Below are 14,532 nucleotides of genomic sequence, written 5' to 3' on the forward strand. Positions count from 1 at the left end.
CCGCAGGCGATACGGGCAGGCAGCCGCCAGCAGGCGGCCCGGTATCAGACAGACGGCCCACCCGGGCGACACCAGCCCACTGCAGAACGGCACAAGGCGACGAATGCCCCAGCACACCTCCGGGTCCGACCGGGCGGCGATCCCCCCAGCCGCCCGTGACGGTGGCAGCGTGCGGCCGCCCGCTCCCTCGACCCTCGACGAGCTGTGGCGGTCGTACAAGGCGACGGGCGACGAGCGGCTGCGGGAGCAGTTGATCCTGCACTACTCGCCGTTGGTGAAGTACGTCGCGGGCCGGGTCAGCGTGGGGCTGCCGCCCAACGTGGACCAGGCGGACTTCGTCTCCTCCGGGGTGTTCGGGCTGATCGACGCGATCGAGAAGTTCGACGTCGACCGGGAGATCAAGTTCGAGACCTACGCGATCACCCGCATCAGGGGCGCGATGATCGACGAACTGCGGGCCCTGGACTGGATTCCGCGTTCGGTGCGGCAGAAGGCGCGCAACGTCGAGCGGGCGTACGCGACGCTGGAGGCACGGCTCAGGCGTACGCCGACGGAGAGCGAGGTCGCCGGTGAGATGGGCATCGCCGTGGACGAACTGCACGCGGTCTTCAGCCAGCTGTCGCTCGCCAACGTCGTCGCCCTGGAGGAGCTGCTGCATGCCGGGGGTGACGGCGGCGGCCGGCTCAGCCTGATGGACACCCTGGAGGACACCGCCGCCGACAACCCGGTGGAAGTGGCCGAGGACCGGGAGCTGCGACGGTTCCTGGCCCGGGCGATCAACACCCTCCCGGAGCGGGAGAAGACCGTGGTCACGCTCTACTACTACGAGGGGCTCACCCTGGCCGAGATCGGCCATGTGCTGGGGGTCACCGAGAGCAGGGTCAGCCAGATCCACACCAAGTCCGTCCTCCAGCTCAGGGCGAAGCTGGCGGGCTTCCGGGGCTGAGCCGGACGCCGGGCCCGCCGCTCGCCCCGCCGTCCGAGCCGGACGCCGGACCTCCACTGCGGTAGGCCCGGACGGCCTGCGGTTTCGGCCGGGGACTCCCACCTCGCGCGGTGCGTCCGTAAAGTGGTGGCGTGCCAAGGATTCGAGCGGCCTCCGTGGCCGAGCACCGGTCGATGCAACGCGCCGCCCTGCTGGACGCGGCACGCTCCCTGCTGTCCGAGGGGGGTACGGAAGCGCTGACCTTCCCCGCCCTCGCCGAGCGCACGGGCCTGGCGCGCTCCTCCGTGTACGAGTACTTCCGGTCCCGGGCGGCCGTCGTCGAGGAACTGTGCGAGGTCGACTTCCCGGTCTGGGCGGCCGAGGTCGAGACGGCCATGGCCACGGCCGACGGCGCCGGGGCCAAGATCGAGGCGTACGTCCGCAAGCAGCTGGAACTGGTCGGGGACCGGCGCCACCGGGCCGTGGTGGCGATCTCCGCGAGCGAACTCGACGCGGGCGCCCGGGAGAAGATCCGCGCGGCCCACGGCGGTCTCGTCGCGATGATCGTCGAGGCCCTGGGCGAACTGGGCCACGACCAGCCCCGGCTCGCCGCGATGCTGCTCCAGGGCGTGGTCGACGCGGCGGTGCGCCGCATCGAACTCGGCGCCGCCGAACACCCGGAGACGATCACGGAAGCCGCGGTCGCCATGACCCTGCGCGGCATCCAGCCCTGACGGCCCGAAGCCCCGGACGCTTCGAGCCCGGGCGCTTCGACGCCGGACGTCCGGTGCTGCGGCGTGTGACGGCTGCCGTCCGGCCGCGCGGGCCCCGGCTCCTCCCGGCACGTTCACGGGGCGGCAGGAACCCCCCCCGCCGCTCCGCTCCGCCCAGCCCCGTGCTCCCGCCTCCTCCCGCCCTGCCGGTCACTCCGGTACCGGCAGGCCGAGGACCGGCAGGAGCCTCGGCGGACCGGCGCGCAGGAGCCAGGGCGGAAGCAGGGTGAGCGGGTCGAGGTAGACGTCCGCTCTGAGCAGGCCCCAGTGCAGGCAGGGAGCCGTGCAGTGCGGGCTCCTCGCCGGCTCCGTCGCCGCCACCGCCCCGACCACCTCGCCCGCTGCCACCTCGGTCCCCTTCTCCACCGACGGGCGGACCGGCTCGTAGGTCGTACGCAGCGGCGGTGTCCCCGTGCCCGACAGCTCCACCGAGATGACGCCCCGGCCGGCCACCCGGCCGGCGAAGGAGACCCGGCCCGCTGCCACCGCCCGCACCGGCGTCCCCGGTGCCGCCGCCAGGTCCACTCCCCGGTGCCCGCGTCCGTACGGGGTCTTCGGTGGCTCCCAGTCCCGCAGCACCCGGGGCCGTACTCCCACGGGCCAGACCCGTCCGACGACCGGTACCCCGGCACCGGCCCGAGCGGTGTCCCCGGCCGAAGCCGCGGGCCGCAGCGGCAGCGACGACGGCGGCGGGGACGACGGGATCGTCGGTGTCAGGACCAGCAGGACGACCAGACGCGCCCAGGTCCTCGGGGATCGGCGCACGGACCGGCTCACACACCGCCCCACACACCGCCCCACGGACCGGCTCACGGATCGGCTCACTCGCATGCCGGAAAGCCTCCACGGAATCCGTGATCACGGCCCGGACCTGTGGACCGTCACCCGGTTGTGGACAACGGCGTCACCCGGTGCCCCGCGGGTCCCGTACACTTCTGGTGGCGATCCGGGTCACCGGGTCGACTTCGCACGCCCCGACATCAGGACCGGTCACGGCCGCTCCCGGTGTCAGCGCCCCTCGGTCCTTCGTGGCAACGGCGCGTCGTGGGCGTCAGGCGTGGGAGCCGCCGGTTCCCGCGGCACAACCGAGAAAATCAAGGAGATACGGCCATGGCCGTCGTCACGATGCGGGAGCTGCTGGAGAGCGGCGTCCACTTCGGTCACCAGACCCGTCGTTGGAACCCGAAGATGAAGCGCTTCATCTTCACGGAGCGCAACGGCATCTACATCATCGACCTGCTCCAGTCGCTGTCGTACATCGACCGCGCCTACGAGTTCGTCAAGGAGACCGTCGCCCACGGCGGCACGGTCATGTTCGTCGGCACGAAGAAGCAGGCGCAGGAGGCCATCGCGGAGCAGGCCACCCGCGTCGGCATGCCGTACGTCAACCAGCGCTGGCTGGGCGGCATGCTCACCAACTTCTCGACCGTCTACAAGCGTCTGCAGCGCCTCAAGGAGCTCGAGCAGATCGACTTCGAGGACGTGGCCGCCTCCGGCCTCACCAAGAAGGAGCTGCTGGTCCTCTCCCGCGAGAAGGCCAAGCTGGAGAAGACCCTCGGCGGTATCCGCGAGATGCAGAAGGTGCCCAGCGCCGTCTGGATCGTGGACACCAAGAAGGAGCACATCGCGGTCGGCGAGGCCCGGAAGCTCAACATCCCGGTCGTCGCCATCCTCGACACCAACTGCGACCCCGACGAGGTCGACTACAAGATCCCGGGCAACGACGACGCGATCCGCTCCGTCACCCTGCTCACCCGCGTGATCGCCGACGCGGTCGCCGAGGGCCTCATGTCCCGCTCCGGTGCCGCCACCGAGGGCAAGGGCGAGAAGGCCGCGAGCGAGCCCCTCGCCGAGTGGGAGCGCGACCTGCTCGAGGGTGAGAAGAAGGCCGACGAGACCCCGGCCGCCGCCGAGGCCGACAAGCCCGCCGAGACCCCCGAGGCGGAGGCCCCCGCGGCCGAGGCTCCGGCCGCCGAGGCCGACAAGCCGGCCGAGGAGGCCCCCGCGGCCGACGCCGCTCCGGCCGCCGAGGCCGACCAGGCCTGACCTGCCTGTCCGGGCTGATGACGGCGGGAGCGGGTGACACGAAGTCCGCTCCCGCCGTTCACCCGTAGGTGCGCGACGCGTCACGGCCCTCCAGCTCACTGAGGACCGAAGACCCCGCAGATCCCCGATTCTCCAGACTTCGAGGAAGACTCACAGACTCATGGCGAACTACACCGCCGCCGACGTCAAGAAGCTCCGGGAGCTCACCGGCGCCGGCATGATGGACTGCAAGAAGGCGCTGGACGAGGCCGAGGGCAGCGTCGAGAAGGCCGTCGAGGCGCTCCGTATCAAGGGCCAGAAGGGCGTCGCCAAGCGCGAGGGCCGCTCCGCCGAGAACGGCGCCGTCGTCTCGATCATCGCCGACGACAACTCCTCCGGCGTCCTCGTCGAGCTGAAGTGCGAGACGGACTTCGTCGCCAAGGGCGAGAAGTTCCAGGCCGTGGCCACCGCCATCGCCGAGCACGTCACCAGGACCTCCCCGGCCGACATCGAGGCGCTCCTCGCCTCCGAGATCGAGGCCGGCAAGACCGTCCAGGCGTACGTCGACGAGGCCAACGCCAACCTGGGCGAGAAGATCGTCCTGGACCGCTTCGCCCAGTTCACCGACGGCTACGTGACGGCGTACATGCACCGCACGATGCCCGACCTGCCCCCGCAGATCGGTGTTCTCGTCGAGTTCGACAAGCAGACCGACGAGGCCGCTGCGGTCGCCAAGGGCGTCGCCCAGCACATCGCCGCCTTCGCGCCGAAGTACCTCTCCAAGGAGGACGTGCCGGCCGAGGTCGTCGAGACCGAGCGCCGTGTCGCCGAGGAGACCACCCGCGCGGAGGGCAAGCCCGAGGCCGCCCTGCCGAAGATCGTCGAGGGTCGCCTCAACGGCTTCTTCAAGGAGACCACGCTGCTGGGCCAGCCCTACGCGCTGGACAACAAGAAGTCCGTCCAGAAGGTCCTCGACGAGGCCGGTGTCACCCTGAAGCGCTTCACGCGCATCAAGGTCGGCATCTGAGTCCGTACCGCGACGGGCGCGCGACCCCTATAGGGTCGTCAGCAGTCGTTCGGACACGCCGTCACGCACGCGCGCGTGCCGGACGACAGCAGATCTGACGAGGAGGCCATTGCGGCATGGGATGCGTCGTACACCCCGCCGGCAGTGGCCTCCTTCGTATGTGCAACAGGTGAAAGAGGCGGGATCCGCGATGACCAAGGCTGAGAAGAGCGACGACGGCACCGTGCACGGACGGTTTCTGCTGAAGCTGTCCGGAGAGGCCTTCTCCGGTGGCGGAGGCCTGGGCGTCGATCCCGACGTGGTGCACGCCATCGCACGCGAGATCGCAGCGGTCGTCCGTGACGGCGCACAGATCGCCATCGTCATCGGCGGCGGCAACTTCTTCCGTGGCGCGGAACTCCAGCAGCGCGGCATGGACCGGGCCCGCTCGGACTACATGGGCATGCTCGGCACCGTGATGAACTGCCTCGCGCTCCAGGACTTCCTGGAGAAGGTGGGCGTGGACTGCAGGGTCCAGACCGCCATCACCATGGGCCAGGTCGCCGAGCCCTACATCCCGCTGCGGGCCGTACGGCACCTGGAGAAGGGCCGCGTGGTCATCTTCGGCGCCGGCATGGGCATGCCGTACTTCTCCACCGACACCACCGCCGCCCAGCGCGCCCTCGAGATCGACGCCGAGGCACTGCTGATGGGCAAGAACGGTGTGGACGGGGTCTACGACTCCGACCCGAAGACCAACCCCGACGCGGTGAAGTTCGACCACCTCGGGTACGGCGAGGTCATCACGCGTGATCTGAAGGTCGCCGACGCCACGGCCGTCACCCTGTGCCGCGACAACAAGCTCCCCATCGTCGTCTTCGAACTGCTGGCGGAGGGCAATATCGCGCGCGCCGTCAAGGGTGAGAAGATCGGCACGTTGGTGGGTGACCCGATGGACCGGAAGTGACCGGACCACAAGCACCCGTCCGAGGGGCGACACCCCCGGGGGACGGACGGGGCGGACCGGCCCGGGGGATGGACAATGTCCCACCGGTCGGGAACCGTGCAGGAACAAGACGCGACGCAGCCGGTCGTTGCCCCGACAGGGAACCGCGGCCGGGCCTACTCAAGACACGCAGGAGCAAGTGGTGATCGAAGAGACCCTCCTCGAGGCCGAGGAGAAGATGGAGAAGGCCGTCGTGGTCGCCAAGGAGGACTTCGCCGCGATCCGCACCGGCCGTGCGCACCCGGCGATGTTCAACAAGATCGTGGCCGACTACTACGGTGCGCCGACGCCGATCAACCAGCTGGCCTCGTTCTCCGTGCCCGAGCCGCGCATGGCCGTGGTGACGCCGTTCGACAAGAGCGCGCTGCGCAACATCGAGCAGGCCATCCGCGACTCCGACCTGGGAGTCAACCCGAGCAACGACGGCAACATCATCCGCGTGGTGTTCCCCGAGCTGACCGAGGAGCGCCGCCGCGACTACATCAAGGTGGCCAAGGCCAAGGCCGAGGACGCCAAGGTCTCCATCCGTTCCGTGCGCCGCAAGGCCAAGGACGCCATCGACAAGATGGTCAAGGACGGCGAGGTCGGCGAGGACGAGGGACGCCGTGCGGAGAAGGAGCTCGACGACACCACCGCGAAGTATGTCGCCCAGGTGGACGAGCTCCTGAAGCACAAGGAAGCGGAACTGCTCGAGGTCTGATGAACGACTCTTCCTGGGAGGCGCCGCCGCAGGCCGGGTACTGGGGGTCGCCCGACCGGGGGCCCGCCCAGGGAGCCGGCCCGGTGGGTCCCCCGTACGATGCGCACTACGCGCAGCAGACTCGCCCCATGCCCCTCGTGCCCGCCGCACCCGAACACGGCGGTGGCCAGGACGTGGACCAGGGGATCGCTCGGCTGAGCGGCCCCCTGGTCCGAGACGAGACGACGCGGGCGCGCCCCCACCCCGGGGAGATGCCGCACCATCCGCAGAATCCGGAGTCCATGTCCGACGCCCCGCAGCCGGTGCCCCCACCGCAGAAGAAGACCGCGGGGCGTGATCTGGGTGCCGCGATAGGCGTCGGCGTCGGCCTCTGTGCGCTGGTCGTGGTCTCGCTGTTCATCGTGAAGGCCGTCTTCGTCGGCGTTGTCGCCGTCGCCATAGTGGTGGGCCTGCGGGAGCTGACGAAGCGGCTCGAGGAGCGCAAGGGCATCAGGGCACCGTTCGTGCCGCTCGCGGTCGGCGGGGCGGCCATGATCGTCTCCGGGTACGTCTGGGGCAGCGACGGCGCCTGGATCGCCGTGGCGCTCACCGCGCTGGCGGTGCTGGTCGGGCGGATGGCCCAGCCGCCCGAGAACTACCTCAGGGATGTCACGGCGGGGGTCTTCGCCGCGTTCTACGTGCCGTTCCTGGCGACCTTCGTGTCGATGATGCTGGCTGCGGACGACGGGCCCTGGCGGGTGCTGACGTTCATAGTGATCACGGTCGTCGCCGACACCGGTGCGTACGCCGTCGGCTGGCGTTTCGGCACGCACAAGCTCGCCCCGCGCATCAGCCCCGGAAAGACCCGCGAGGGCCTGCTGGGCGCGGTCGGGTTCGCCATGGCGGCGGGCGCGCTGTGCATGCAGTTCCTGATCGACGAGGGCACCTGGTGGCAGGGGCTGCTGCTCGGCCTCGCGGTCTCGGTCAGCGCCACCCTCGGCGACCTGGGCGAGTCCATGATCAAGCGGGACCTCGGCATCAAGGACATGGGCACACTGCTCCCGGGGCACGGCGGCATCATGGACCGGCTGGACTCGCTGCTGCCGACGGCGCCGGTGGTGTGGTTGCTGCTGGTGGTGTTCGTCGGGAGCTGACCCGACCGGCCCGGCACCTCTTCGAGCCCCCGCGTCCCGCCGGACGCGGGGGCTCGCGCCGTCCCGGAGAGGTCTCCGGGGGCCGTTCCGGGCGGCCCCGGAGGCCTGCGGCCGGTCCGCGCGGTCACCCCGATGGATCTGCGACACTGGTACAGCCATGCCTAAGCCCGGAGAACTGACCTTTGTCGCGCCGCGCGGATCCAAGAAGCCGCCGCGGCACCTTGCCGACCTCACGCCCGCCGAGCGCAAGGAGGCGGTCGCAGCGGCCGGTGAGAAGCCGTTCCGGGCGAAGCAGCTCTCGCAGCACTACTTCGCGCGGTACGCGCACGATCCGGAGCAGTGGACCGACATTCCCGCCGGAGCCCGGGCCAAGCTGCAGGAGGCGCTGCTTCCGGAGCTGATGTCGGTGGTCCGGCATCTGTCCACCGACCAGGGCACCACCCGCAAGACGCTGTGGAAGCTCTTCGACGGGACCCTGGTCGAGTCGGTGCTCATGCGCTACCCGGACAGGGTGACGATGTGCATCAGCTCGCAGGCGGGCTGCGGCATGAACTGCCCGTTCTGCGCGACCGGGCAGGCCGGTCTCGACCGGAACCTGTCCACCGCGGAGATCGTGCACCAGATCGTGGACGGGATGCGGTCGCTGCGGGACGGGGAGGTCCCCGGTGGGCCGGCGCGGCTGAGCAACATCGTCTTCATGGGGATGGGCGAGCCGCTCGCCAACTACAACCGGGTCGTCGGAGCCATCCGCCGTCTGACCGACCCCGAGCCGGACGGTCTCGGCCTGTCCCAGCGCGGGATCACCGTGTCGACGGTCGGACTCGTGCCGGCGATCAACCGGTTCTCCGACGAGGGCTTCAAGTGCCGCCTCGCCATCTCCCTGCACGCCCCCGACGACGAACTGCGCGACACCCTCGTCCCCGTGAACACGCGGTGGAACGTGCGTGAGGTGCTCGACTCCGGGTTCGAGTACGCGGCCAGGTCCGGGCGGCGGCTGTCCATCGAGTACGCGCTGATCCGGGACATCAACGACCAGGCGTGGCGCGGTGACCGGCTCGGGCGGCTGCTGAAGGGCAGGCCCGTGCACGTCAACCTCATCCCGCTCAACCCGACGCCCGGCTCCAAGTGGACCGCCTCGCGGCCCGAGGACGAGAAGGCGTTCGTGGACGCGATCGCCTCGCACGGTGTGCCGGTGACGATCCGGGACACCCGTGGACAGGAGATCGACGGGGCCTGCGGTCAGCTCGCCGCGAGCGAGCGGTAACCTGACCGGCGCAGGAACAACAACTTCATACCGGGCCATCACACGTTCATATTCCGACAGGGGAGCGCCACAGCGCTGAGAGTGCGGCACCGGCCGCAGACCCTCCGAACCTCGCCCAGGTCATTCTGGGTAGGGAGATCGGTCATCACTCGAGCTGTTGCGCCCTGCCCGGGGCACCTGCGGGGGCCCCGGGCAGGGCCGCGTCTCTTCCTGGTCACCCCAGGAGGAAATACCGGTGAACATCACCAAGAAGGTCACGAGCCTGGCCGTCGGGCTCGGTCTGGTCACGCTGTCCGCCTGCGCTTCTTCGTCCGACGGGTCGGACGGATCCGGCGGCGACGGCCGGAGCGGCGGCGGTTCGAAGACCGTCACGCTCGTCAGCCACGACTCGTGGGCCGCGTCCAAGGACGTCGTCGCCGCCTTCGAGAAGGAGACCGGCTACCGGCTGAGGGTCCTGGAGGACGGCGACGCCGGACAGGCCGTCAACAAGGCGATCCTGACCAAGGACAACCCCCAGGGAGACGTCTTCTTCGGCGTCGACAACACCCTGCTGTCCCGCGCCCTCGACAACGGGCTGTTCCAGCCGTACGAGGCGAGGGAATCCGACGCCGTCCTTCCCGAGTACCGGGTCGACGAGGACAAGCACCGGGTCACGCCCGTCGACACCGGTGACGTCTGCGTCAACTACGACAAGGCGTGGTTCGAGGAGCGCGACCTGGCCCCGCCGCGGACCTTCGACGACCTGGCCGAGCCCGAGTACAAGGACCTGCTCGTCACGTCGAACGCCTCCACCTCCTCGCCCGGACTCGGCTTCGTCCTCGGCACCGTCGCCGAGTACGGCGACGAGAACTGGCAGGGCTACTGGAAGAAGCTCAAGGCCAACGGCGTCAAGGTGGTCGACGGCTGGGAGCAGGCCTACAACGAGGAGTTCTCCGGCTCGGCCGGCGGCAAGCAGGCCGGGGGCGACCGGCCGCTGGTGGTGTCCTACGCCTCCTCGCCCCCCGCCGAGGTGATCTACGCCGACCCGAAGCCGAAGAACGCGCCGACCGGTGTCGCCGACGGCACCTGCTTCCGCCAGGTCGAGTACGCGGGGCTGCTGAGCAACGCGCGCAACCCCGAGGGCGGCAAGGCGCTGCTCGACTTCCTGGTCGGCAAGAGGTTCCAGGAGGACATGCCGCTCAACATGTTCGTCTACCCGGTGCGGGAAACCGCCCAGGTGCCCGAGGAGTTCGCGGAGTTCGGACCGCAGGCCGAGAACCCCGAGACCATGGACCCGGCGAGGATCGCCGACCACCGCGACCAGTGGATCAAGTCGTGGACCTCGCTCGTACTGAAGTGAGACGGGCCGAGGCGGGCCGGGCCGCGGCGAGGTGGCGCGGGGCCGCGGCGCGGCTCGGCCTGATGGCCGTGCCCGTCGCGTTCTTCGCCGTCTTCTTCGCCCATCCCGTCGCCGCGATCGTCGCGCGCGGGCTGAAGGCCGACGGGGTCTGGCAGCCCGGGCGGATCGGGGAGGTGCTGGCGCAGTCCGACGTCCGGCAGGTGCTGTGGTTCACCACCTGGCAGGCACTGGTCTCCACCGCCCTCACCCTCCTGGTCGCCCTGCCCGGCGCGTACGTCTTCGCCCGCTTCGACTTCCCCGGCAAGCAGCTCCTGCGGGCCGTGGTCACCGTCCCGTTCGTGCTGCCGACGGTCGTCGTCGGTACGGCGTTCATGGCGCTCGTGGGGCGCGGCGGGCTTCTCGACGAACTGTGGGGTCTGCGGCTGGACACCACCGTGTGGGCGATCCTGCTCGCGCACGTCTTCTTCAACTACGCCGTCGTCGTACGGACCGTCGGCGGACTGTGGGGCCAGCTCGACCCGCGGCAGGAGGAGGCCGCGCGGATGCTCGGCGCCTCCCGGCTCACGGCCTGGCGGACCGTCACGCTGCCCGCGCTGGCCCCCGCCGTGGCCGCCGCCGCGCTGATGGTCTTCCTGTTCACCTTCACCTCCTTCGGCGTGGTGCAGATCCTCGGCGGACCCACCTTCGCCACCCTCGAAGTGGAGATCTACCGGCAGACGTCGGAGATCTTCGACCTGTCCACCGCCGCCGTCCTGACGATGATCCAGTTCGTCGCGGTGGGCGCGGTCCTCGCCCTGCACGCCTGGACCGTACGACGGCGGGAGACCGCGCTGCGACTGGTGGACGCCTCCCACACCGCGCGCCGGCCGCGCGGCGCAGGGCAGTGGGCGCTGCTCGCCGGGGTCGTCGCGACCGCCGCCGTGCTGCTGCTCCTGCCGCTCGCGGTGCTGGTGGAACGGTCCTTCGGTGACGCCGGCCTCGGCCACTACCGGGCACTGACCCACGACGACGGGGGCGTGTTCCTGGTCGCGCCGATCGAGGCGGTCGGCAACTCCCTGCGCTACGCGGTCGTGGCCACCGCCATCGCCGTGGCGATCGGAACCCTGGCGTCCGTCGCGCTCACCAGGCGGGACGCGGGACGGCTGGTGCGGGGCTTCGACGCCCTGCTGATGCTGCCGCTGGGGGTGTCCGCGGTGACCGTCGGCTTCGGGTTCCTGATCGCCCTCGACGAGCCGCCGCTGGACCTGCGCTCCTCCTGGATCCTGGTGCCGCTCGCGCAGGCGCTGGTCGGCGTCCCCTTCGTCGTACGGACCATGCTGCCCGTGCTGCGGGCCGTGGACGTGCGGCTGCGGGAGGCGGCGGCGGTGCTCGGGGCGACGCCGTGGCGGGTGTGGCGGGAGGTGGACCTGCCGATGGTACGGCGGGCCGTGCTCGTCGCGGCCGGGTTCGCCTTCGCGGTGTCGCTGGGGGAGTTCGGGGCGACGGTGTTCATCGCGCGGCCGGACAGTCCGACGCTGCCGGTGGCCGTGGCACGGCTGCTGGGGAGGCCGGGGGAGCTCAACTACGGGCAGGCGATGGCCCTGTCGACGATTCTGATGATCGTGTGCGCGGTGGCGCTGCTGCTCCTCGAGCGGCTGCGGACCGACCGGTCCGGGGAGTTCTAGATGCTGTTGGGTCTCGAGGGTGCCACCGTCCGCTTCGCCGGGCGGGCGGTGCTGGACGGCGTGGATCTCCAGGTCGCCGAGCACGAGATCGTCTGCGTGCTCGGGCCGAGCGGCAGCGGCAAGTCCACGCTGCTGCGGGCGGTGGCCGGGCTGCAGCCCCTCGACACGGGGCGGATCTCGCTCGCCGGGAGCGACCAGACCGGTGTGCCCGCACACCGGCGCGGGGTCGGACTGATGTTCCAGGACCACCAGCTGTTCCCGCAGCGGGACGTGGGCGGCAACGTGGCCTTCGGGCTGCGGATGCACGGTGCGTCCCGCAGCGAACAGGCAGATCGTGTGAAGGAGTTGCTGGAACTTGTCGGGCTGCCCGGGGCGGCCGGACGGGCGGTGGCGGCCCTGTCCGGCGGCGAGCAGCAACGCGTGGCCCTCGCTCGCGCGCTGGCGCCCAGTCCGCGGTTGCTGATGCTCGACGAGCCGCTCGGCCAGCTCGACAGGTCGTTGAGGGAACGGCTCGTCGTCGAACTCCGTGAGCTGTTCGGCCGGCTGGGCACCACCGTGCTCGCCGTGACGCACGACCAGGGCGAGGCGTTCGCCCTGGCCGACCGGGTCGTGGTGATGCGGGACGGGCGGATCGCCCAGTCCGGTACGCCGCTCGAGGTGTGGCAGCGCCCGGCCGACGCGTTCGTGGCCCGCTTCCTCGGCTTCGAGAACGTGGCCGGGGCGACGATCGCCGCGGACGTCGCGGTGACGCCCTGGGGCAGGATCCCGGTGCCGGCCGACGCCCCGCAGGGCACCCGCACCCTGCTGGTGCGGCCCGCCGGCGTCCGTCTGGTCCCGGACGGGTCGGGCCTGCGCTGCACCGTGGCCGCGCGCACCTTCCGCGGCACCCATGTCGCCGTCCGCCTCCAGCCCGAGGACGCGCCCGTTCTCGAGGCGGCCTGTGCGCTGCGGGCGGCACCGGAGGTCGGGGACGAGGTCGGGGTGGAGTTCGACGCGGACGAAACCGTCGTGCTCGGCTGAGGCACCCTGCCCGGAGTGGGGGGCACGACACCACTCGCGCACGCTCGCCGCCGCGGCGAAACCGCCGGCCGGGCAGGCCGGTTGCGGTCCCTGGTGGTCTCGGGGCCGATCCGGACGGCACGGTGCCCGCCACCTCGAAGGGGGTGCTGGAGCAGCTTGTCCGGGCGAGGCGAACCGCACGGAGGGGCGGGGGCCCGCGCGCGGTGATGGCCCGCCCCCACCGGGGACGGGCCATCACGTCATGTCGTCGAGGCGTCAGTTGTCGCTGTTCGCCCCACGACGGCGCATGCCGAAGAAGACCGCACCGCCACCGACGGCGACCAGGGCCGCCGCGATACCGGCGATCAGGCCGGTGTTGGAGTCGGCACCGGTTTCGGCGAGGTTCGACTCACCGACGGCGGGCGACGGAGCGTTGTCCGAGGTGTCCGCCGGGGCGGTGGTCCCGGGCTCCGGCTCGGACGGAGCCGGGGTACCGGGCTCGTCCTCGTCCTCGGGCGGGGTCGAGGCGGAGTCCGACGGCGTCGGAGCGGGCTCCGACGGAGCCGGGGGCTCCTCCTCTTCCTTGCAGGCCGTGGCCGGGGTGGTCAGGTTCGGCTTGATGTCCTCGTCCACGTAGGGCTCGGCCTTGACGTGGATGCGGTACTCGGCGCTGGGCTGCCAGTCCTCCTCGAAGGTGATGGTCACACCTTCGCGGGAACCCTTGACGACCTGCTCGCCGATCTTCTTCTCGTCGGCACCGTTGTTCTCCAGGAACACGGTGACGGTCGCGGGAACGCCCGCCGGGTCGACGTCGGTGACGGTGATGACACCCTTGTCACCGACACACTTCGCCTCGGCCGAGAACTCGTTGATGTTGCACGCGGCCGCGCTGCCGGCGAGGCCGACGGTGAGCGCGGCCGACGCGGAGACGACACCGAGGGCGCGAACGGTGCGCGCGACGTTACGGCGCGAGGCCGTACGGCGTGATACGGACAGAACTGTCACGTTTGTCCTTACGGGATACGCAGATGGGGGGTTGAGGGAGCGCTGATGGAGCATCAGCGCTCCCATGAGGCTCCCAGGTCTATAAGCGCCGCATAAGTAGTGTCAACGCATATGCCGATAGCAGGCCATCGTTTTACTGATTCGTTAACTCCCAAGGCGTTTCAACGCCTTGGGAGTCTCCTCGGCGGGCCCCCGCCCCCCGGTCGCGGGTCTCCCCCTCAGCCCTCCAGCACGGACGGGTCCATCCACACGACCTCCCAGGTGTGGCCGTCCAGGTCGTCGAAGGCGCGGCCGTACATGAAGCCCTCGTCCTGGGTCTCGCGGCTGACCGAACCGCCCGCCGCGAGAGCCCTCTCGACCAGCTCGTCGACCTTCTCGCGGCTCTCGGAGCTCAGGGCCAGCAGCACCTCGCTGGTCTTCGTGGAGTCGGCGATCTCCTTCTTCGTGAACTCCGCGTAGCGCTGCCTGGTGTGCAGCATCGCGACGACGGCCTCGCCGATCACGACGGAGGCGGTGTTCTCGTCGCTGAACTGCTCGTTGATCTCGTAGCCGAGTGCCGTGAAGAACTCCTTCGAGGCGTCGAGGTCGTTGGTGGCCAGGTTCACGAAGATCATCTGCTGTGTCATGGTGGTGCCTCTCCCGTGCGGCTCTCCGGTTCCGTACCGGTTCCGAGTGGTGCCGTGTCGTTCGAGG

14 protein-coding genes and 1 riboswitch are annotated in these 14,532 nt (G+C 70.6%); of the genes, 11 read left to right on the forward strand and 3 right to left on the reverse strand.

Annotated elements, in window-relative coordinates; translation table 11 throughout:
* Nucleotides 1–103 precede the first annotated feature (103 nt).
* Nucleotides 104–946 carry an RNA polymerase sigma factor WhiG gene (gene whiG / locus ORI94_RS09960; protein WP_266074070.1) on the forward strand — a complete coding sequence of 281 codons (843 nt, stop codon included), beginning with the start codon at nucleotides 104–106 and terminating at the stop codon, nucleotides 944–946.
* Nucleotides 947–1,101: 155 nt separating this feature from the next.
* The gene (locus ORI94_RS09965; protein ID WP_042168130.1) at nucleotides 1,102–1,659 is read left to right on the forward strand and encodes a TetR/AcrR family transcriptional regulator; all 558 of its coding nucleotides are present in this window, start codon (nucleotides 1,102–1,104) and stop codon (nucleotides 1,657–1,659) included.
* Between the two features lie 189 nt (nucleotides 1,660–1,848).
* Here ORI94_RS09965 and ORI94_RS09970 read toward each other — a convergent pair whose 3' ends face one another.
* Entirely contained in the window at nucleotides 1,849–2,463 is a 615-nt protein-coding gene (locus ORI94_RS09970) for a M23 family metallopeptidase (protein ID WP_416237795.1), read from the reverse strand.
* A gap of 345 nt (nucleotides 2,464–2,808) precedes the next feature.
* Between ORI94_RS09970 and rpsB the strand changes: the two genes are divergently transcribed.
* The 9 genes from rpsB to ORI94_RS10015 all read left to right on the forward strand — a co-directional run bounded on the left by rpsB (nucleotide 2,809) and on the right by ORI94_RS10015 (nucleotide 12,855).
* Nucleotides 2,809–3,744: a 30S ribosomal protein S2 gene (gene rpsB / locus ORI94_RS09975; RefSeq protein ID WP_266074071.1), complete on the forward strand. Its 936-nt coding sequence runs from the start codon at nucleotides 2,809–2,811 to the stop codon at nucleotides 3,742–3,744.
* 160 nt (nucleotides 3,745–3,904) lie between these two features.
* Nucleotides 3,905–4,750: a translation elongation factor Ts gene (gene tsf, locus ORI94_RS09980; RefSeq protein WP_266074072.1), complete on the forward strand. Its 846-nt coding sequence runs from the start codon at nucleotides 3,905–3,907 to the stop codon at nucleotides 4,748–4,750.
* 190 nt (nucleotides 4,751–4,940) lie between these two features.
* Nucleotides 4,941–5,696 carry a UMP kinase gene (gene pyrH / locus ORI94_RS09985; protein WP_042168138.1) on the forward strand — a complete coding sequence of 252 codons (756 nt, stop codon included), beginning with the start codon at nucleotides 4,941–4,943 and terminating at the stop codon, nucleotides 5,694–5,696.
* Nucleotides 5,697–5,877: 181 nt separating this feature from the next.
* Nucleotides 5,878–6,435 (forward strand): ribosome recycling factor, encoded by a 558-nt coding sequence (gene frr, locus ORI94_RS09990; RefSeq protein ID WP_266074073.1) that lies wholly within the window; start codon nucleotides 5,878–5,880, stop codon nucleotides 6,433–6,435.
* Nucleotides 6,435–7,568: a phosphatidate cytidylyltransferase gene (locus tag ORI94_RS09995; protein WP_266074074.1), complete on the forward strand. Its 1,134-nt coding sequence runs from the start codon at nucleotides 6,435–6,437 to the stop codon at nucleotides 7,566–7,568. Before frr ends, ORI94_RS09995 begins: the two co-directional genes overlap by 1 nt.
* 157 nt (nucleotides 7,569–7,725) lie before the next feature.
* Nucleotides 7,726–8,832, forward strand: a complete 1,107-nt coding sequence (gene rlmN / locus ORI94_RS10000) for a 23S rRNA (adenine(2503)-C(2))-methyltransferase RlmN (RefSeq protein WP_266074075.1) — start codon at nucleotides 7,726–7,728, stop codon at nucleotides 8,830–8,832.
* Nucleotides 8,833–8,880: 48 nt separating this feature from the next.
* Nucleotides 8,881–8,986: riboswitch (TPP riboswitch) on the forward strand.
* 81 nt (nucleotides 8,987–9,067) lie between these two features.
* The gene (locus ORI94_RS10005; protein ID WP_266074076.1) at nucleotides 9,068–10,171 is read left to right on the forward strand and encodes a thiamine ABC transporter substrate-binding protein; all 1,104 of its coding nucleotides are present in this window, start codon (nucleotides 9,068–9,070) and stop codon (nucleotides 10,169–10,171) included.
* Nucleotides 10,147–11,835: an ABC transporter permease gene (locus ORI94_RS10010; protein WP_416237796.1), complete on the forward strand. Its 1,689-nt coding sequence runs from the start codon at nucleotides 10,147–10,149 to the stop codon at nucleotides 11,833–11,835. The genes ORI94_RS10005 and ORI94_RS10010 overlap by 25 nt, the downstream gene beginning before the upstream one ends.
* Nucleotides 11,836–12,855, forward strand: a complete 1,020-nt coding sequence (locus tag ORI94_RS10015) for an ABC transporter ATP-binding protein (protein WP_266074077.1) — start codon at nucleotides 11,836–11,838, stop codon at nucleotides 12,853–12,855. It begins immediately after the preceding gene.
* A 255-nt stretch (nucleotides 12,856–13,110) separates the two neighbouring features.
* On the opposite strand, the gene ORI94_RS10020 is transcribed toward ORI94_RS10015, so the two are convergent.
* Both ORI94_RS10020 and ORI94_RS10025 read right to left on the reverse strand, forming a co-directional pair.
* Nucleotides 13,111–13,839 carry an LAETG motif-containing sortase-dependent surface protein gene (locus ORI94_RS10020; RefSeq protein ID WP_266074078.1) on the reverse strand — a complete coding sequence of 243 codons (729 nt, stop codon included), beginning with the start codon at nucleotides 13,837–13,839 and terminating at the stop codon, nucleotides 13,111–13,113.
* A gap of 218 nt (nucleotides 13,840–14,057) precedes the next feature.
* Nucleotides 14,058–14,465 (reverse strand): VOC family protein, encoded by a 408-nt coding sequence (locus ORI94_RS10025; protein ID WP_266074079.1) that lies wholly within the window; start codon nucleotides 14,463–14,465, stop codon nucleotides 14,058–14,060.
* Nucleotides 14,466–14,532 lie beyond the last annotated feature (67 nt).

The sequence above is a fragment of the Streptomyces sp. NEAU-W12 genome (assembly GCF_026242095.1).
Lineage (GTDB): Bacteria > Actinomycetota > Actinomycetes > Streptomycetales > Streptomycetaceae > Streptomyces.

Coding starts and splice junctions, on each gene's coding strand:
- whiG (WP_266074070.1), top strand. CDS start 104: ATGCCCCAGCACACCTCCGGGTCCGACCGGGCGGCGATCCCCCCAGCC.
- rpsB (WP_266074071.1), top strand. CDS start 2,809: ATGGCCGTCGTCACGATGCGGGAGCTGCTGGAGAGCGGCGTCCACTTC.
- tsf (WP_266074072.1), top strand. CDS start 3,905: ATGGCGAACTACACCGCCGCCGACGTCAAGAAGCTCCGGGAGCTCACC.
- pyrH (WP_042168138.1), top strand. CDS start 4,941: ATGACCAAGGCTGAGAAGAGCGACGACGGCACCGTGCACGGACGGTTT.
- ORI94_RS09995 (WP_266074074.1), top strand. CDS start 6,435: ATGAACGACTCTTCCTGGGAGGCGCCGCCGCAGGCCGGGTACTGGGGG.
- rlmN (WP_266074075.1), top strand. CDS start 7,726: ATGCCTAAGCCCGGAGAACTGACCTTTGTCGCGCCGCGCGGATCCAAG.
- ORI94_RS10015 (WP_266074077.1), top strand. CDS start 11,836: ATGCTGTTGGGTCTCGAGGGTGCCACCGTCCGCTTCGCCGGGCGGGCG.
- ORI94_RS10025 (WP_266074079.1), bottom strand. CDS start 14,465: ATGACACAGCAGATGATCTTCGTGAACCTGGCCACCAACGACCTCGAC.